Source organism: Spirosoma endbachense, from assembly GCF_010233585.1.
GTDB classification, from domain to species: Bacteria; Bacteroidota; Bacteroidia; order Cytophagales; family Spirosomataceae; genus Spirosoma; species Spirosoma endbachense.
Window position 1 is genome coordinate 4,813,609 of record NZ_CP045997.1, and the last position, 20,082, is coordinate 4,833,690.

The 20,082-nt window shown below is 46.7% G+C and carries 14 protein-coding genes; 4 read left to right on the forward strand and 10 right to left on the reverse strand.

Going from position 1 to position 20,082, the window contains the following annotated elements; translation table 11 throughout:
* Positions 1-62 precede the first annotated feature (62 nt).
* Both GJR95_RS19430 and GJR95_RS19435 read right to left on the reverse strand, forming a co-directional pair.
* Positions 63-869 carry an ion transporter gene (locus GJR95_RS19430; protein WP_162387442.1) on the reverse strand — a complete coding sequence of 269 codons (807 nt, stop codon included), beginning with the start codon at positions 867-869 and terminating at the stop codon, positions 63-65.
* A gap of 289 nt (positions 870-1,158) precedes the next feature.
* Positions 1,159-3,030 carry a patatin-like phospholipase family protein gene (locus GJR95_RS19435; protein WP_162387443.1) on the reverse strand — a complete coding sequence of 624 codons (1,872 nt, stop codon included), beginning with the start codon at positions 3,028-3,030 and terminating at the stop codon, positions 1,159-1,161.
* Between the two features lie 666 nt (positions 3,031-3,696).
* On the opposite strand from GJR95_RS19435, the gene GJR95_RS19440 reads away from it, so the two are divergent.
* A complete protein-coding gene (locus GJR95_RS19440) occupies positions 3,697-4,410 on the forward strand; it encodes a GNAT family N-acetyltransferase (RefSeq protein WP_162387444.1) in 714 nt (237 codons plus the stop codon).
* Positions 4,411-4,579: 169 nt separating this feature from the next.
* Positions 4,580-5,734 (forward strand): T9SS type A sorting domain-containing protein, encoded by a 1,155-nt coding sequence (locus tag GJR95_RS19445; RefSeq protein ID WP_162387445.1) that lies wholly within the window; start codon positions 4,580-4,582, stop codon positions 5,732-5,734.
* A 4-nt stretch (positions 5,735-5,738) separates the two neighbouring features.
* Here the strand turns inward: GJR95_RS19445 and GJR95_RS19450 are convergent, their stop codons facing one another.
* The 6 genes from GJR95_RS19450 to GJR95_RS19475 all read right to left on the reverse strand — a co-directional run bounded on the left by GJR95_RS19450 (position 5,739) and on the right by GJR95_RS19475 (position 14,420).
* On the reverse strand, positions 5,739-6,614 hold the full coding sequence (locus tag GJR95_RS19450; protein WP_162387446.1) for an SDR family oxidoreductase: 876 nt from the start codon (positions 6,612-6,614) through the stop codon (positions 5,739-5,741).
* Positions 6,615-6,625: 11 nt separating this feature from the next.
* On the reverse strand, positions 6,626-7,612 hold the full coding sequence (locus GJR95_RS19455; protein WP_162387447.1) for an NAD-dependent epimerase/dehydratase family protein: 987 nt from the start codon (positions 7,610-7,612) through the stop codon (positions 6,626-6,628).
* A gap of 61 nt (positions 7,613-7,673) precedes the next feature.
* Positions 7,674-8,366 (reverse strand): TIGR04283 family arsenosugar biosynthesis glycosyltransferase, encoded by a 693-nt coding sequence (locus GJR95_RS19460; RefSeq protein ID WP_162387448.1) that lies wholly within the window; start codon positions 8,364-8,366, stop codon positions 7,674-7,676.
* Between the two features lie 393 nt (positions 8,367-8,759).
* Positions 8,760-9,524, reverse strand: a complete 765-nt coding sequence (locus tag GJR95_RS19465) for a DUF4397 domain-containing protein (RefSeq protein ID WP_162387449.1) — start codon at positions 9,522-9,524, stop codon at positions 8,760-8,762.
* 83 nt (positions 9,525-9,607) lie between these two features.
* Positions 9,608-11,131, reverse strand: coding sequence for a SusD/RagB family nutrient-binding outer membrane lipoprotein (locus tag GJR95_RS19470; RefSeq protein WP_162387450.1), 1,524 nt, complete (start codon positions 11,129-11,131; stop codon positions 9,608-9,610).
* Between the two features lie 121 nt (positions 11,132-11,252).
* Entirely contained in the window at positions 11,253-14,420 is a 3,168-nt protein-coding gene (locus tag GJR95_RS19475; protein ID WP_162387451.1) for a SusC/RagA family TonB-linked outer membrane protein, read from the reverse strand.
* A 381-nt stretch (positions 14,421-14,801) separates the two neighbouring features.
* Here GJR95_RS19475 and GJR95_RS19480 point away from each other — a divergent pair, with 381 nt between their 5' ends.
* Complete coding sequence (locus GJR95_RS19480; RefSeq protein ID WP_162387452.1) at positions 14,802-15,944, forward strand: pyridoxal phosphate-dependent aminotransferase; 1,143 nt, start codon at positions 14,802-14,804, stop codon at positions 15,942-15,944.
* A gap of 235 nt (positions 15,945-16,179) precedes the next feature.
* Here GJR95_RS19480 and GJR95_RS19485 read toward each other — a convergent pair whose 3' ends face one another.
* Positions 16,180-17,325, reverse strand: coding sequence for a sensor histidine kinase (locus GJR95_RS19485; protein ID WP_162387453.1), 1,146 nt, complete (start codon positions 17,323-17,325; stop codon positions 16,180-16,182).
* Between the two features lie 84 nt (positions 17,326-17,409).
* The gene (locus GJR95_RS19490; RefSeq protein ID WP_162387454.1) at positions 17,410-19,236 is read right to left on the reverse strand and encodes a ligand-binding sensor domain-containing protein; all 1,827 of its coding nucleotides are present in this window, start codon (positions 19,234-19,236) and stop codon (positions 17,410-17,412) included.
* Positions 19,237-19,733: 497 nt separating this feature from the next.
* On the opposite strand from GJR95_RS19490, the gene GJR95_RS19495 reads away from it, so the two are divergent.
* Entirely contained in the window at positions 19,734-20,036 is a 303-nt protein-coding gene (locus tag GJR95_RS19495; protein WP_162387455.1) for a hypothetical protein, read from the forward strand.
* The last annotated feature ends 46 nt before the right edge of the window (positions 20,037-20,082 follow it).

Below are 20,082 nucleotides of genomic sequence, written 5' to 3' on the forward strand. Positions count from 1 at the left end.
AGGACAGAAATAGTATGAAATCCCTGTTTTGCGGTCTACGAAACTGGCTATTCTGCCATCGATTAATGATTGACGATCTCTTTTCCACAATGAGGGCAGTAGGTTATTCTTGGTTTCTTCTGAACACGGATATGTTCATTGAAACCTGATACTAAAATACCGGTTGGTAAAGCAAACAGTCCAATTCCGACAATAGCCGCAATACCACCCAGCAATTTTCCAAGCGGGGTTATTGGATGAATATCACCGTAACCAACCGTTGTCATCGCCGTAACACCCCACCACATGGTAGCCGGAATGCTCGAAAACTTGTCGGGCTGGGCCGAATGTTCGACATAATACATGACACTGGAGACAATGATCAGCATGAAAATGACAAGTATTGTGCTCAAGATCAGTTCTTCTTTTTTGTCATTGACAACGCTCTGTATCATGCGGAAGGCGTGGGAATAGCGCGAGATACGAAACAGACGAAAAATTCGGAATAACCGCAGAATCCGCACGATGGCAAGATCAGTGGCAAATAAGGTAAAGTAGAAGGGGAAAATGGCCAGAAAGTCGATGAGGGCTGCGGTAGAGAAAATGTAGCGCAGCCGTCCCCAGAACCAATGATGATACTTCTCATTCTCGACGCAGACCCATATGCGCAACAAATATTCGACGGTAAAGAACCCGACTGAAAACACTTCAAAATCGTAAAATAATCGGGCAAAACGCTGATTATATTCCGGAACAGTATGAAGTACGATCGCAAGTGCGTTTAGCGTAATAATGGTAATCAGCAGCAGGTTGAAGATCAAACTGATTCCCCGACGCTTGCCAGCCGAGGTCTCGAGGATACGGAAAAGGGATTTACGGAGATGTAGCATAACAGTACGGCCGGTAGTACTGCAAGCTACTTACCAAATCTGAAAGTTGAATCACCTGGTTCCGGTAACAGTAGTACGATTTATCTAAAGATGAATGGCTGGCAGGTTGTGAAGGTAGATTTATTGCTTCTGATTTACAGTAAGTTAAATCAGTAGCTCTATGGGCAGCAATCTGATGCTTTTGCCGAACCGGCCGCCAGCCGAACCGTATCGCCGACCTTTAGCTACTGACTGGAGACTTGTATTCGTCGTCTTTATGTATCAGGACCGACAGGACATAAGGACGAATTTATCCCCGAAAAGCCTCCCGTTCAGCTTCGGTCATTTGCAGTAATATGCGTTTGGCGTGCTCATAACCCATATCTACTACATTATCGAACGAAGCCCACTGCATCAGCCCAAATTGAGTTACATCGGGATTAAAGTAAAGATCCAGGTGCTGTTTGGTTTCGTTGCGTCGGGCGGCACTACTCAATAGTGTGGCATTGAGCATAATCGCGAGTAACGAAGGAAGCCGGTATTTTCGCAGCTTTTTGGGACGGAGCCGGTCGCGCAACAGTTCAGTTGGGCTTGGTATGGTATCGATAGTCATCTTATGGAGTTTATCGATGCTCAAATCAACGCCAATCACTTTGCCGACCGGCATTCGGCTCATGACATCTACCGGAAAATTATTGAACATCCCACCATCGACCAGCAGATTGTCGCCATCGATAACCGGGGGAAATACGCCCGGAATAGCTGTCGTCGCTTTCAGGTATTTTACCAGTGGCCCCCGCGAGTGGATCTCTTCGCGAGCCAGGGTGTAATTACTCGATACCGTAAACAAGGTCAGCCACATATCTTCAATATTCGCTTCTGAATGTCCGATAAAAGCCCTGACCGTATCCTGAATCATCTGGTCGATTCGTTTCCCGCGGATAAGCGAAATCAACGGTAGCCAGTTATAATCTTTGGTTGGATTAAAAAATGCTGCTTTTTTCAAATGCTGCCGCATAATATCCAGCGGTTGATCGAACGAGACGGAAGCTGCCAGAAGACCACCTACACTGGTACCGCCCACAAAATCAACCGGAATATTGAACTCCTGAAGGGCTTTTAATACGCCCAGATGCGCAAACCCCTTAGCGCCACCCCCAGCCAGGACAAGTCCGATGGCCGTTCCGCTAAGCAGTCGGGCCAGACGACTTATATCACGGGATAACCCCTGCCGAATATGATAATGCTGTTTTACCAGTGGCCGGTGATGCAACCAGTCGGCGGTATGGCGGGGAGTAACCGTATTGGCGGGGTGTACCAGCACCAGTGTCTGCATGGGGTCAGTTACCAAGCGCCCCGGCTGGTGGTATTTTTCGGCATCGGTCAATTGGGGAGATTGCTGGGCATCGGCAATCAGCACGATTTCATCAGCCTCACGTAAACACCGCCGTGTCCACTCGCTATAAGGTTCATGATGCGCCGGTTTGTCGGCCAGCAAAATCAAAAAATCATGCTGCAATTCCTGTTCATCGAGCCAGTTGGAAAGTTGCCAGTTTTCTTCGCAGTCAATTTTAGCCGTCTGGGCTATATCGTTCTGAAATAGCTGATTCGCCAGTTTACTGGATGCAATGTAAACGGTACTTTTCTGCTGGAGTACCTGACCTAAAGCATGGCCTATTTTCTCCAGATCAATATGTTCATGAAGGGCAAGCAGACAGATATTGGCCCGTTTCTTAATGGATTTCTGCGGAAGATGAGCGAACTTAAGCCGCTCAATTATTCGTTTGCTCAGGTTCATCGCCACCTTTGGATAGGCCGCGATGAGTAGCTCAAAAACCTCTTTCGAGAGCTTTATCAGGACACTATCGCGTAAGGCAATGACGGTAGCCCAATGAGGCTCATTGGCCAGAATACTCATTTCGCCCACGATTCCACCCCGCATGACTTCGCCGATTCGCCTGGGGTTTCCATCGCTATCGTCCACGAAAACCTGTAATCGTCCGCTACTCACAAAATACATGGCATCACCGGGATCATTTTGATTAAAGAGCACATCGCCCCCGCTCATCTCGACCCACTGAAGTTTAGGCTCAATTAAAGCAAAAAAGCGATCATCAAATTCACCAAAAACACTGGTTAAACCAGTATACAGTAACTCATGCTGTAGACGTGTAATCGGCATAATCGGAAGCTTATTATTCCTAAAGTAGTCACGAATCGCATCTATACTAGCACGAGGAGTCCCACCGTTGGTGTGATTCAGATCGTCAAACAGGTGGTTACCTCCATAATCAAGTACGGCGATCAGGTCAATTTTACCATTCCTTTATACTAAAGTGAGGATAGGTCCGTTTTTTGCTACACTACACCTTTGTAAAGGAATCAGTAAGATTGAAGAATAGAAAGCCTTCGCTTAAAGTTGGCCAGCGTGTCGAAAGGGTTAATAAGCCTTAGAACGTAAGTTAATAAAAGTTTTTGGGCTACGATAATAAGTAAATGAAGCTGATTAACAGACAGAAATTCGTGGAGCGATGCGTATGAACAGCAATTAATGATAATGTTTTGACCGTTGCCGAACTATCTTAAAAAAAAACCGTTATTCTATTGCAAGACCCGGATAATCTCTCTAACATTGTCCGCGTTTTCAGCGAAAAACCGATGGCTAAGCTCGTATACATACCGACCTTCTTCCATACTACGCCATTTCGGTTTAGGTCCGAAAGGACCATTTCATTTTGTTTGCCTATGTGGTAAACGTTTTCCGCCTTTTTCTCAATTTTTCATCTTAACAAACAGCACGGATTACGCCGTCTCCGTTTGCGGTTAACTAACCGCCTTATTAACGACGATGATTACGCCAGAAATAGTAAACGATCAATACATTGTTCAGGTCGCCAATGAAAATCATCTGCGGTTAGCTGAAACAATCTGCCATGAAATGGAAGAGAGCGCGAAAGCCCGGGGAACCGGTATCGCCAAGCGTTCACCCATTTACGTTATGGAGAAAATGCTCGAAGGTAAAGCCATTATTGCCATGACCCTTTCGGGTGATTGGGTTGGGTTTTGCTACATCGAGACATGGGAGCACGGTAAATTCGTGGCGAACTCCGGTCTGATTGTTCATCCTGAACATCGCAAGAGTGGTATCGCTACACGGATCAAAGGGAAAGCCTTCGAACTTTCCCGGACAATGTTTCCGGATGCCAAGATTATTGGTATTACGACTAGTCTGGCCGTGATGAAAATCAACTCTGATCTAGGATACCAACCCGTGACACTTAGTGAGTTGCCAGGTGATGAGGCATTCTGGAAAGGATGTCAGACTTGCGCTAATTTCGATATTCTGACCCGCACTAACCGCAAGCATTGTCTCTGTACCGGTATGCTTTATGATCCGGAAGAGCATAAGCAGGAAGAGAAAACAGAAAAGTGGAATTTTCTGAAAGAATCTAAATTATATGAACGCTGGATGCGCATTAAAGAACGCATTCTGCTTCGCTTAAAACCGGCTGATCGTTCACGTAGTCGTAAAGTGAACAGAGAACTGGAAACTGTAGCTTAGTTTTTGCTACAAGCAGAATAGAGATTGAAAGCTCCTGACTTCAACGTCAGGAGCTTTTTTTGTGCCTAATAATTAATTATTTTTTACAAAAAATAATCTTGATATGAGTAAGATAATATATATTTTTATACATTTGACTTTAATTAGTTTATAAACTATTGTTTGTTCTATGAAGCATTTTTATCTAGTAATCATTTTTTCGTTTTTAACGCTGGCTGTACAGGCACAGATAATCACCCAATGGAACTTTAACGGACTGCTTGGGCTTGGGACGACAACGCCTTCTGTAGGAACGGGTACCGTAGTCAATGTTGGCGGAACTACAACGGCATTTAACAGTGGAGCAGGAAGCTCTGATCCCGCATTACTTCTAAATTCCGGGGATAACCTGGCATCCTTTCCTGCACCGGGAACAAACAACAAAAGCGCAGGCCTCGAGATACGAGTATCAACGGCTGGCAAGCAGAACATAAAACTTTCGTTTGACCTTCGCCTGAGTGCATCAGCCGCAAAATTGGCCACGATCCAGTACTCCATAAATGGAGGGGTTAGCTTTGTCGACTTTAGCACCCTTACAATAGGGTCTGCTACTACCTGGGTTAATGGTAACACGTATGATTTCTCATCAATTACGGCACTAAATAACAATGCTAATGCTCGTTTTCGTGTCGTTTCGACAATGAGTGGTAGTGGCGGAACTGCTTATGAAGGCGTTAGTGGTGCATATAGTACAAGCGGTACTTATCGCTTCGACATGGTAACTGTACAGGGCACAGATATTCCCCTCCCCGTCACTTACTCCGGCTTCAATGCCCGCTATACAGAGTCAAAAACAGTGGCAATTACCTGGGCAACGTCATTAGAACATGATAATGCACATTTTGATATTGAGCGTAGTGCTGATATTGAGTCGTTTCAACTGATTGGCCGTGTCGAGGGAAAAGGCACAAGTGATGCAAAGCAGCAGTATTCCTTCACCGATGAAGTGCCTATGGCTGGCTGGAACTATTACCGACTGAAACAGGTCGACCTTGATGGTAAAACAAGCTACTCTAAACTAATAGCTGTTCTTAATGAAGCTACTTTAACCGGCGATGAACTCAGCCTGTCGCCTAATCCTGCTGATCGTGATTTGACTATTCGTATCAACAGCAGTGCCAAAATCGCGCAGGTCATGGTATATACAATGCAGGGCCACCACGTAAGCCAGTCAACGAGTGCAATAAATCAGCTTGACGTGTCGGCATTGCCAGCCGGAATCTATATACTGGAAGTCCGAACAACAGATAACCGTGTCTTGCGTCAACGATTCGTGAAGCGGTAACGCTTTATTCATAGAAGCGCGCCCAGTTTTTCATTGTCCATAGAACAATACGATCGGCCAGGCGTGGAAAATACCGATTCATGAAGTAATTGAGTTTACCCGCGGGCGAGAGAATCGTTTTTTTTCGTCGTCGACGAATATGCTTTAACAGGGCCTGGGCTACTTCAGCCTGGGTCATTTGCCAGCGTGGATTTCGATAAGCAATGGGCACGGGGTTGCCATTGCCGTCGAGTACCCGTTTGTCGGGGTCATTCTCGGTAAAACCAATGTGAACCACACCAAAATGAATGCCCGTGGGATGAAGCTCGAGCTGTAGCGTATGCGCCAGATTGACAAGTGCGGCTTTACCGGCACAATAGGCTGAACCGCTAGGCATTCCATTCAGCGCCGAGATACTCGAAATGAATGTGACACTTCCGGCAGACTGGATAAGGTAGGGGAGTGCGGCTTGAAGCGGATAGACCGAGCCATAGACATTGCTGTCTAATACACGTTGAAAAATACCCGGTGCGAGATCTACAAAATAGGCTCGCATCGATATGCTCGCATTCGTAACAAGGATATCAATATGGCCAAATGCCTTTACGGTCGTCGAAATCAGTAATTCACACTGGGCGAAATCAGTCACGTCTGCCAGGCAACTAACCACCTGATGCCCTTCCCGTTGAAGGTCAATTCGGGTTTGTTCCAGTCGTTCAGGATGCAGGCCATTTAGCATCACACTAGCCCCTTGCTGGCAGAGTGCACGGGCTGTGGCACGACCAATTCCTGATTCGGAACCGGTGACTATTGCTACTTTCGCGGCAAAAAGAGCGGATGCCCCAGAGCTACTTTTTTTGAGTTTCTGCTGCTCAGAGATGATAGGGTGGGTTAGTGGCAATGTTCAACCGTTTAGAGGTAATTATGGGCTCGGAACCAGTCAAAAGCCTGCTTAACAGCGACCCGGATTGGAGTCTGGGGTAAGTTGAGTGTATCAATTGCTTTTTTTACACGGAAATAGTGGCCGTCATTGGCGACCATCGCCATCGCTGAATTAAGACGGGTTGGATGCCCAAGTAACCGATGCTGTACTTCACTAAACTGGCCAATTAATGTAGTCAGTATGGGAGGAATAGAGAAGGCAGGTTTGTTTATTTTTGATACATCGGCCACAAGCGAAAAGAAATCGCGATAGCTCAAATTCTCATTGCCCAGAATATACGATTCGCCAACGGCCCCCATTGTTAAGGCATTCACCGTTGCGGTGGCGACATCAGCGACATGAACGTAATTTTTTCCGCCAACCGGAATGCCTGCCACTTGCCGTCGATAAAGAGCCAGGAGCAGCGAATTTGATGTGATTTTGTAGTCAAGAGGGCCAATCATAAATGTCGGATGGACGAGTACTGCCGGAAGTGCATCGCTTTGAACCGCCTGAAGGACCAGATCGGTTGCTGCTCGTTTGCTATCCATATAATCCAGGCCATAGCGAGCTCCCATATAAGGTAGTGTTTCATCGCCGGGATTATTCCTGGGACCAAATCCGAAGACATTGGCCGTTCCTATAAAGACCAGCCGTTCAATATCGGCCTGCACGGCAGCGGCTAAAACGGCTGCCGTACCGCCAATGTTACTATCGACAACTGTTCGTGAACGGGCTGGATTAACCTGCGCCAAAGCACCAGCATGAATAACATAATCACAACCATAAGTAGCAGCCCGTACATTCGCTGGTTCACGAAGATCGCCCGTCCAGATATCTAATGGTAATCCGTCGAGCGCGCGGTTGTCACTTCCTGGACGAACAAACGCCCGGACGGCATAACCACGCTGGAGTAATTCCCGGCATAAATGTCCACCCAGAAAACCGTTAGCGCCCGTCAGTAAAACTGTTTTCATACGCTTATCAATGCATGATCTAAAGTGCAGGGCACAAACTGTTTCTGTTCTACTTCATTTTCTATACATTTTTCAGCATCCGTTTATACGTGCGGGCAATTCGCATTGGCGACACATCCATAAAAAATAGTGAAAATGCGGTTAGGTTAGCTATCTGGACACGCAACCAACTGTTCGCTTCATACTTGCGGGCCGAGACAATAACATCCTTGGGAATAATGCAAAATCGGGCAATAGACCGTATACGGGCAATAATATCAAAGTCTTCCATGACAACGTAGCGTTCGCGAAACCCACCCAATTTGTCAAAAAGTGGCCGTGTAATGAACAACGTTTGATCGCCCCCGCGACTCATTAGTCCTGGAAAGCGAGTGCCATAACTGTTCAGCCGTAATAAAGGATGAGACGACGCAAAACGAAACCGATAGCACCCAGCCTCATTCCCATCTGCCAGTGAATTAGTAATATCGGCCACAAAATCAGGGTGGATTTTTATATCGGCATGGACAAAATAAAGTATATCGCCCGTAGTGAGTTGGGCTCCATAATTCATCTGATAGGCGCGTCCGGGCCGGGGTGAAACAACAACGCTGGCCCCTGCCTGTTTCGCTCGTTCTATGGTCTGATCGGAGCTGCCTCCGTCAACGACGAGCACATCAATTACATACTGACCGCCATACGTTTTAATGTCGCGCACCAGTTGCCCGATGTTATTGGCTTCGTTAAGTGTTGGTATTATAACGCTAAGCATCATAATCAATTAACAGGTTTCACCTATATACCGCAATTCGGGACTGCCCTTTAGTTACTAGAAAGCTTCGCCAAAAGTCGGATGATCTCATGATTGTTTACTACCCAGAAATAACCACGCGCTAAAGGATACAACTTCCCGTGTGGTACTTACGACATAATTGACCACCAGGATTGCCCGATTACTCAATTTCTGATACGATGATATAGTGGGCACTAACGATTGTAACCAATCGCTACCCACATGACCCAGCTACGAGAAGTAAAATGATATCGAATTCGTTCTGGTTGAATCAGTAGGGATAGCCAGAAAATGGGACAGTATCAGGAAAACGGCAGCATAAAAAAAGGTCTTCATGCATATCTACATGAAGACCCTGGAAAGTTTACTGGACGATTAACGGTTCGTAGATGCCGTTATGCCGACTGCTCTCGCGCCTGTTCCGCCAACATTTCCTCTGGCGATAAATGTGTAGAATCGGCCAGCGTATGGCTGTAAAGTCGTTGCCGCACCGACAACCGTCGTTGTACCTGCTGTCCGAAGCTGAACAGGAACGGCAGTGGTATTATAGGCAATGGCCGGAATAGACGTGAACGTAGCGACTCCTTTCAATGGCGCTATGCCGGTTGCCACAACAACACCGTTTATGGCAAGGTCATACGTGGCACTCGCATCGGCACCCGAAACCAAATTGATAAAGCGAACGTAGGCTTTAGTTGGATCGGCTGCCGTGAGGTTATCGGTCAGAACCAGGCTGCTGTAAGTTGGGGCATTACCGTAGAAGAACACCGATGTATATGTATCGGCCTGAGTCGTAAGGTCGGTTGTAGCCAATGTTGCATCCGAACTGGCAGTGGTGCTGGCAGGTGCTACAATTTTCACTTTAGCGGTGCCAGGGGTTACGCGAGCGTAGTCCAGACTTGGAAATGAGTTTGTGTAACTCAGTGGAAGCGACGTGGCTGGTGGTACGGTATTTACGCCCGAAAATTTTTGATCGTTTACGTAAATATCGACTCCTGTCACGTCGGGGGCCAGGTTATAAAATTTCACCCGGGCACCTGCTGAGGGAGCTACTGAATCCAAAAAATTAGCTTCATCGCCACACGCGAGCAATAGCAGGCCTGTGCTAAAGAGCAATATTGATTTTAGAATATGTTTCATGTTGACGTGGTATCGGCTTTTATTAGTACCTGTCTTAGTTTGCTTAAGCAGGTGTCGATTCCAGAAAATCGACACCACCCAATTTATTTCTGGATAAACCACGGTTCAACGGTGTGATAATCAAGTGCGTTTCCGCCGTATTTGTCCAGCGATGCCCGGTTCCAGACATACTCTGAATTGTAACGCGGCCGTACCCGATAGGCAATTTTTCCGTTGTTATCAGGGAAAAGCTGCTCTGTTGATGGCGGTGTGAAACCGGTGTAAACAGTTGGTGCATAGCGATAACGGCGCATATCGACCCAGGTTTCGATGATACCATGCCCGACTAAGGCGAGGTATTTCTGCAGCATGATGTCGCTGATTTTCAGATCGGATGCCGATTGTGCTACCGCTGCACTGGCCAGGTATTTTGCCTTATCGGCCGCAGCCACACCAGCATAGTCGAGGGCAGCCCCAATTCCGGCCTGATAAGCACTCAGTGCCATCGCCTTATCGCCTTTTATAAACGCGGCTTCTGCCTTAATGAATTGGATTTCGGAGTACGTCAGGATTGGAAATGGCGCACCGTCTTTGTAAACGTACTTACCCGGCGTGGTGCCTGCTACGACCAGGTTCGGTAATTCGCCCCAGAAGGTTGGAATGCGTTTGGTATTGCCATTCAGGTTGTTGGGGTCGCCCTGCGTTGGCGTAACACCGCGATAAACACCATCGGGAGATGCAGTCGTCAAAATGGGTTGACGTGGATCGACAACCCCTTTAAAAACACGGCCATCCAGCAGGCTCACCAGAAAATCCGTTTGCCGATAGGTACCCAGATTGCTTCGGGAAGGACCAAAAAAGTTTGCCAGAGCCGAATTGCCACCTGCTGTAAATGGGACGTTGAAGTTGTCGGCATTGCTGGCCAGCGACTTATTACAGAAGTCAATGACGGCGTCGGGTTTGTATGTGCTTTTGTTGCTGATGTGGTTGGCATTACGAGCCAATACACCATAAACGAACTTGATCCATTTGCTGCGATCGCCACCATAGGTCAGATCGCCCCGCGCCAGTGATGCCTGCGACACATTGCCATCGGTACGGTTAAGATCGGTCAGCGCGTCATTGGCCAGCTTCTGAACATACGCATATACTTCTTCCTGCGTGTCATAATCGAACACATAACGGTTTGGCTCGAAGGCTTCTTTCAGAATAATTTCGCCGTGGTAGTCGGTAGTCGTCTGCCAGCTCCAGGCAAACATGGCTTTTGCGACACCACTGTAATCCCATTTTTGTTTGGCCGTGGCATCGTCCAGCATGAGCTGGATGTTTGCGCCAAGATTCCAGTAATGCGTCCGCCAGATGTTACCGGCATTATCGGAACCCGCATTATAACCCATCCGATCCCACGTATCATTAGCTGTGGCTTCGCCCCAGTTCTGGATGTATTTGCCGATAAAGCGGGAGTCGAATTGTTCGGCAAAGGCCAGATTGCCCAACATGGGTGGCAATAAGACGTAGCCCTCTGCAATTTGCGGATTCGAAGGGTCACGGTTAATATCGAGGTATTTTTCACAGCTACTTAGCGTAAGCAGGCCCAGTAGTAACGTGAGAATTGTCAGTCGTTTCATTGATGTTATGACGTTTATAGTGTCGGATTTAGCTGTGGAATTGTATTGGCCATTTTCGGTATTCAGCGGTTTTCTACTTTACCTCAGTCAGAAAATGGACAATCGACTCCACATTCCATTTCTAGAATCCAATTCGGAAACCTGCTGATAAACCGCGGGGAACAGACAGCGTACCATAGTCGATACCAGCTGCACCGACACCGCCTGAGGTTGCCGTTGTGCCATTTACGTTCGGGTCAGCTCCGGTGTAATTCGTCAGTAGAAATAGATCCGTACCGTTCACGAAAACACTGGCCTGCTTGAAAACCTTCCCCTTGTTCAGCACCGACGACGGCAGCACATAGCTAATCGTTACATCGCGCAGACGAAGCCAGTTAATGTCTTTCTCAACAAATTCTGACTCTGGGATCGAGTTGTAATAATCGGTCGAACGTAGCGATGGTATTACCTGAATTGTGTTTGGCGTTGGCGTACCCGAGTCTTCTTTACCATCACGCAGTACACCCTTAAATACGACAGGCGTATCGCGATCCAGCGATTTCTTGCTCAGGCCATTGCGCCAGAGATACATGGCCGTACCGTTGAACACATCACCTCCTTTGCGGATGTCGAGCAGGAATGACAGGCTCAATGATTTGTAACGGAACGAATTAGTTAAACCAATGCTGAAATCAGGATTCCGGTCGCCAATGGGCAGAAAGTTAGCGTTCGTAATGGGCAATCCATTGGCGGGATTGACCAGAATATCCCCGTTTTTGTTGCGGGCATAACTGTAACCGCCGATAGCGGTTGCCGAGCCGCTTCCCCGTTGGTAATAGTTAAAGTTGTAGCTCCGGTAAGCCGGGTTATCACTGGGAAAATACGACTGGAGATTATTCACAAAAGCACTGGAGCGGGCATTGAGGTATACCCATGTATCGGAGTTATAATATTCCGGGACATCTGCTGGCAGGTTTTTAACATCTGTTTTCAGCTTCGTAAAGTTTAAAATCACATCCCAGCCAAAATCCGCCTTCTTAACCGGCGACCCTTTTAATTGAAGCTCGACGCCCCGGTTGTTAAACGTGCCACCGTTGAGCAGGCCGAAGATAAAGCCCGTTCCGTAGCTAAGACGCTGGGTCACGATCTGCTGCGACAGGGTTTTGTTGTAGTAAGCAAAGTCGAGTCCTAACCGGCCACCAAAAAACATCAACTCTGTACCTAATTCATAGCTTTCGCCCCGCTCTGGTTTCAGGTTTGGGTTGCTGCCGTAGAAGCCATAGGCAAAGCCACCGCCGGTAGATGTCTGCGGAACCAGCGTTGAGTTAACCTGATAAGGCGGAGCATCGCGGCCTGTTTGTCCATAACTGGCCCGCAGTTTACCGTAATAGAACACATTGCCCCGATTTTTTAACCCTGGCAGGTCAGAGAAATTGAATGCCAGGGAGGCCGCCGGGTAGAAGAAACTCCGATTGGCGGCTGGCAGTGTCGACGACCAGTCATTCCGGCCCGTCAGGGTTAGAATCAGCAACTCATCGTAGTTCAGCGTCAGACTTCCCAGTACACTCTGCAACCGCTGCATGGTCTGGGTGTATTTATTGCGTTGGGTAGTCGGATCGGTGTTATTGGTCGAATTGAAATCGGGCAGATAAAGTTTTTCCCCGTAAGCCGTTGTGACTTTATAACTGCGGTCGTCAATTGTAGTCCCTAACAACAGCGATGTGCTCAGCTTGCCGAAGGTTTTCTTTACAGTAGCCAGCAAGTTGCCATTCAATAACTGATTGTTTTCAAGCGCATTTTCAACTGACCCCTTTGTCGTAAAACCGCCGAGCGTGGCGTCGGTTCCCTGCCACGATTCCGGATTCAGGAACAGGTTGCTTTGGGTTGAATAAATATCGGCACCAAACCGACCGGTCAGACTTAGCCAGGGGGTAGGATTGTAGTTCAGCTGGAAGTTGGTAATTGTCCGGTTCGTAATATCACCACTCCTATTTTTATTGACGGAGAAGAATGGATTGTCGGGCTCCTGCTGGTTAATGCTGCCGAGTAGAATCCGGCGAGTTCCGTCGGGATTCAGATAGTTTGTTATATCGTCGTTGGCAGGCCAGCTCAGCAGACCCAGCAAAAAGCCATTGTTACCCCGGATGGCCTTGTCAACCTGTGTGTTAACATAGTTGAACGATGTCATCACATCCAGCTTAGGGCTAATTTTAGCTGTTCCGGTCAAGCGTACCGACAAGCGCTTGTAGCCAGTTGTGGGTACTACTCCCGACTGGTTGGTGTAGTTCGTCGACAGCCGATAGGTTGCATTATCGCTTCCGCCTTCGATGCCGACGTTGTGTACCTGCGTAAACCCTTTCTTGAAAAAGCTGTGTACGTTGTCATAGATCGGTGCATCGGCCGCATATTTAGGACCAAAATACGTTGTTGCATTCGCATTCTGGTAGCCGAGCGTACCGCGTCCGTAGGTTGTTTGTGCTTCGGGGAAACGGTATACTTCAGTACTCTGAAAACGATTATCATACGTTACGCGTCCGGGGCCTTTAGCGCCTTTTTTCGTCGTAATAACAATGGCACCCGATGAGGCATCGATACCATACAGAGCAGCAGCCTCCGGGCCTTTCAGTACGGTAATGCTTTCAATATCGTTAGGATTGATATCGGCCGCCCGGTTTAGGTAGTCATTGTCGCGGTTAGGGCGGTTAGACACCAGTGCTCCCTGATTGAAGGTGCGGTTATCGATGGGCAGACCGTCGACAACAAACAGTGGCTGGTTGTTGCCGCCAATGGAACTGGCTCCACGTAATTGAATCGAGGCCGAAGCCCCCGGAGTACCGGAGGTCGTTGTCATGGTCAGACCAGCTACCCGTCCCTGCATACCTACCAGAAAATTGTCGCGCTGAGCATTGGAAATGTCGGCGCCTTTGACTTCGCCAACCGAGTAGCCTAACGCCCGCTTCTCCTGCTTGATGCCAAGCGCTGTGACAACGACTTCGTTCAGTTCAGAGGAAGATTCAAGTAAAGTGACATTGATCTGGTCTCGGGAGCCCACTTCAACCGTTTGACTGACCATGCCGATCAGGCTAATAACGAGCGATGAATTTGAGCCAACGGCAATTTTGTAATTTCCATTACCATCTGTTGTCGTACCCCGGCTGGTGCCTTTGACCTGTATGTTGGCGCCAGGCAGTACGGCGCCATCGGTGGCTGATGTGACCTTACCCGTGACCACTCGATCCTGGGCATAAGCCTCTACCAGCACTGATAATCCAACCAATAGCAGTACAAGGCTGCGTATAAGTGATTGCATAAGCAGAAAAGGTTAAGAAAATATTGATGAAAACTATCTCAAAATTGGCTTAAAAAAGCCAAAGACGCAACTATATAGGATGAATTGACTAGTAGGGGATTGTTTTTGAACTATATCCAGAAAAAATAGCTATGTCATATTGGATTATATTTTGACTTTACCTATTTAAGTAGAATTTTATTTGTATTTATCGAGTTTGACTCAAAATATTATTTGACAATCGTATTAAGTGCCTATATTTGTTGTATTAAAGTTGGTGCAACAAAACAGTCTTTCTATATCGATTACCTATCGCCGGATTACAGGCAGTAATCGCTCGATGAATTAAGTTATTCGTACTTATTCTCAACATTCCTTTTGTCTTAATACCAACGCTCACCTATGTCAATCAATCGTCGTGACTGGCTCCGTGCCAGTATGTTATCTGGTTTGAGCCTGGCTGCTGCACCAGCTGCTTTTTGTGAACCAGAACCCGAAATGCCTGCGGGCTACAAAGCCCCGAAGGGAGGAACGCTGAAGGCACGGCTTTCTGCAAACGAGAACCCATATGGTCCTTCGCCAAAAGCACTCAAAACCATTACGGAAGCCGCTCCAGATGGCTATCTCTATGCTATGGAGTATGCCCGGCAATTCCGTAAACTGGTTGCAGAAACCGAAGGCGTTCCCGAAGATCACATTCTGTTAGGAGCCGGTTCGGGTGAGTTGCTGACAGCGGCTTCGCTTTGGGCTGCCTACCGCCCGAATGCCGGCCGTACGATCGTTGCGCCTGATCCGACATTTGATGCTCTGCCACGTACAGCCGTAAAACACGGAATTACGATGGATCGTGTTCCACTCGTTGCTGCCGATGGATATGACATTAACCTGAATAAGCTTAACGAACGCGTAGGTAGCCAAACCGGAATGGTTTACCTCTGTAACCCGAATAACCCAACCGCTATCATTGTTGATCCCGCCAAACTGCGCGCTTTTTGCGAATCGGTTGGAGCGAAGACACCAATCCTGGTCGATGAAGCCTACATCGATTATACGCCCGATCCGAAAGCATACTCGATGGTTGATATGGTGAAAAAAGGCAGCAACGTCATTATCACCAAGACATTCTCGAAAGTGCATGGTTTTGCTGGTCTGCGGACCGGTTATATGGTTGCCAAACCTGAATTGCTGGAGCAGATCAGCAAATTCGCCACTGGCGGTAGCTGTATCAGCATGACTACATTGCGGGCTGCATCGGTTAGCTTGCAGGACAAGGATTTTGTCAAATTCTCACTTGGCAAAGCCAAAGAATCAAAGGATTATTTGCTTGGCGTACTGAAACAGCACAGCTACGAACCATTACCATCGGGCGCCAATTTCGTTATGTTCCCGATTCGGATGAAGGGTGAAGATTTTGTGGGCCGGATGCTGGAACAGGGAGTGAGTATCCGCCAGTGGAAATTCGACGGTCAGTATTGGTGCCGCGTCAGTCTGGGCACAATGGACCAGATGAAAGCCTTTGCCGATGGGTTGAAGGTGATATCGTAAAAAGAGAATAAAGCCGAAATGCTGGTTTTGACTATAGAATCATAGTCAAAACCAGCATTTCGGCTTAGATGCATAGTCCCAGGGTAAACTGGATGCTGGGCTGCGCTCCTTTTCTCGGCTAGTCGAATTTCCAGGATTCTCTTTGCAATACCGTAATCATAATGTCGAGAATATCCTTTCGATAAGCTGTCAAACCAGGTATTTGAAAAGTTGGAAGTCAAAAGCCTGATCGAGCTTACTCATCTTGCGCAACAGGATCAGGTTCTGGCGGATTTCGAAAAATGATGGAAAACGTACTTCCTTTTCCTTCTTCACTGGCGATGTCCAGCAAACCTTTTATGTGATCCAGCATCCTGTGAATGAGTATGCTTCCAGTACCTTGTTTACCAACTTCTTTTTTCCTGTCCATGAACGCCAGGATTTGCTCTTTGTTCAACCCAGGACCCGAATCACTAATCGAAATCGTAATCTTGGCGTCACTCGAATGCGCTGAAACAAATACGCGTCCATCTGTCATGTTTTTATTGGCGTTGTCTATCAGGTTTCGAAGGATGACGGACAAAACCTGATAGTCGGCGTGGCAGCGCAATTTGGTGTCGCAGATGACAAGCTGGTTGTGGTTTATTTTAAGGATCTCATAGTATAAACCTCCGATCTCATCGAAGAGATCTTGCAACGAAAACCAGGTATTGTTTGCCTTGAATCCTTTTTGTTGTGTCATCACCCAAAGGAAAAATTGCTCCGTAAATCCCAGCAGGTTCTGGGTTCCGATAAACATGTCGGACAAGGACTCATGCAGGTCCTCACGGCCTATCCGTGCATGATTTCTATATAGTCTGCCGGTCATCAGGGAAAGGAACCGGATCGGAGATCTCATATCGTGGAGTACCATGGTGATGACAAGGTCTTTGAAGCGGTTGCTTTCAAGCAGTGCCATTTCCGAATTTGCCAGATCTTCGACGGCCAGTTTGAGCTCATGGGTACGTGAACTCACGATTTTTTCAAGTTCTTCGGATTTGGCCTTTAACAGCCGTATTCTGCGCCTGAAAATCAAATACGAAATGAAAAATATCAGGAAAGCCGTTAAAGTCCTAAACCAGATTGTATTGTAAAACCACGGCAACACTTTTATGGGGATGGAGAGTCGGCCTGTGGCGCCAGGGTTATCGATACCGCTTCTTCGAAATAGTAGGTTGTAATCTCCAGCAGGGAGGTTGTTAAGCGTAAAAAGCCCACGGTCTCCCAGCGGGTGCCAACTGGGGTCTAGCCCGTCTATCCGATATTCTAGGTGTAGATTGGCAGGATTTCCGAAAAATGGAGACAATACCAACATCGAGATTCTGGTAAAATCAGGCCGAAGCTCAATCGGTCCGTTCTTCATTAAAACCAATTTGTTGTCGATAGCCAGACTATCTATATAAATGGGCCTGGATGGATAATTTACGGTTAATTTGTTGGGGTAGAATCAGGTCAATCCTTTCAGGCAGGATATAGAAAGCAGGCTATCTTTGAGCCACACATAAGACGGGTCGCACCCACCGTTGAATTCGTTTGTCTTCAAACCATCGTATCTGTCGAAACGAAAAAAGAATACACTACTCACTTTTTTTTGCGCATAACCGATCAAATCTGCTTTCCTAACTTTAAATAATCCGTTGTTGGTAGGCAGCCAGAAAAAGCCATGACGGTCATCGATAAACGAATGCACTGTTTTGAGCGCCTGCTTTGGGCCGAAGGGCATTTTATGAAGTTTGTTGTTCATTAGTAGATAGAATCCTTTTCCATAGGTGCCAATCCAAAGCAGCGAGTCGTTTTCCGGTAGAATCGCCCGTACTTGTATTGACTCTAAAACTGATTTATAGATTTTATTTCGATCGCTATCGTACCATTTCAACCCGTCATTCGTGCCTACAAGGTAGTTGCCTTTACCCAATTGGGCTACACTCTTGATCTGGGTAGCGTGCGGGAAGGTCCGGAGTTCATATAATGAATCATGAATAGCTTTGCCAAACTCTCTCTGCGTGAAAAAAAAGTATGATCCATCATCCGCTTTGTTGTGATGTAGATAGACAACGGGGTAGTTGAGTGGAAAAAGGTTGGTCAGCCTGTTGATTTGGAAATCATACCTGGCCAGTGAAAGATTACTTTTTTGAAAATATAATTGTTGATTTTGCGATACCTCAACGCCGGCGAAGGGCTCGTGATTTAAATTCAATTTGGCCGTTTTGACACCTGGTGTCACTATCAGATTTTGGCAGAAGATTGTAGAATCGTTTATTCTGGCCTGAGAGTAAAAACTTTCACCCGTTGTTTTCGGGAGGATAGGGTATGAAAAATAAGGCTTCTGGATAACAAATAAACCATCCGTATAGGAGCCTAGATAGTATTTTTTCTGCTTTTTCGCGTGATATACAGTCCCCAGCGTCGATACATCTATATTCCCGATGGCCAGTTCCGATAGGATAGTTTTACCGCTAAAGGTTAGTTCGTGTAAATTTCGATTGGCGTAAATGAAGCAATCAGACTGGTTAATCAGGACAATAAAATTGCCCCGGATGAATTCTTTTTCCCTTTCAAGTGAGCCCCTAATCGTTTGTACTCTTCTAAGCAAAATTCCATGCTCCCATGCCTCAACGCTGTTCCCATTACTGATGGATATCAGAATTTGGCCCTTCACAAGCGCGTATTTTTGAGAATGCCTTTTTGAATAACGGGCAAGCTCTATTATTTTTTTTTTGCTTTTTGAAAGATATAAAACACCAGACGCTCCCGACAAATAAACCTGCCCGCTGGTGGTAATGTATGTGCTATAGTGGCGTCCCTCCGGGTAGTCTCTATAAAATTGGTTGAGGATATTGTAGGTTGACGAGTCGAGGCTGGCGAAACCCTGGGTAGGAAGTAGGATTGATTTGGTGGATATGATGGCTGGAACTGGTATACCAAAAGACCGTTTGGGACGAACCGTCAGGATTTGGCCGCCTTCTGACAATATGTAGACATCGCCTTTTGGATCGGTATTGATCAATTGCATCCGCTCCGACCGTAAGCCTTTGATTTCAGACGTCCCGAATACGGAAAAATTTCGACCATCAAATCGGACGAGCCCCATTTCAGTCGCCATCCAGCAAAACCCCCATTTATCAAATACGATCTTTTTAACACTGTTTTGTGGCAGGCCATTATCGGTAGAGTATTGTGTAATGACCGGCAGCGCGGTCTGAGTAAGTCCTTCGGTGATCAAACACAAACACAAGATGGATACAATGTAAATAGCTTTATATGCTGAGACCATGTATGACTGAGGGAAAGCCTGGCCATGAAGATAAAGCAATGTTTTATAATATATTTATATTTAATTAAATTTTTTTCCTTTTTGATGGTCGAAATAAATTGATATATATACTAACAGTTATATTTTTCTTCAAAATTAAAGACAAAAATTTAACCTGGATTAGATATTCAAAGCAGCTTGTTGGCAGTTGTGTTGGGGTTTAACTGCTACATTTTGGCTGACCGACGAAGGTTCCTGCGCATGTAGCTCGAAAGCTCTGAAACATTGTACCAATAGCTACAAAGAAGGTGAACGGTTTGATGAATATTTGCCCGTTCGATGTCGCTCCGCTTATCGGATGTTAACCTGCTGATGGGAATTTAAATCCGACAGACACATTGGTGCACTTGAATCTTGGATGATGGAACAAGCGAAGAGGTATTTAATCTACTGTGAAAGGCCACGCTTTTCGGATACTTTTTTTAGACAAAATTTTAAACCGTATTTCTTGAGATTACATGAGTCTGGTCATGATTGCGATCAGTTGGCAGTCGGTGGCCCCAAACGCTTTACAGAATAGCCTGCAACTGAATCAGCTAGTTGCAATAGAGGGTAAGTTGGCAGAATCGAAAAGAAAGCCTCTGTTTCGGCTCCTTCCTGGTGGGCAGGAAGATACCTCCCGTCAAAATAGCCCCAATCCAGCCGAAATATTAATGCAGACGGGCAACGTGTTTCCTCAAAAAAGTCAGGGCGGGAGCGGTAGTCCTGTGCTGCGTGGCCTGAAAGCGAACCAGGTGCAGATGCATCCAGAATTTCCATAGCAAAACCGGTTCTAATGTTCAACTAGGGAAGTGGCGGACGCAGATT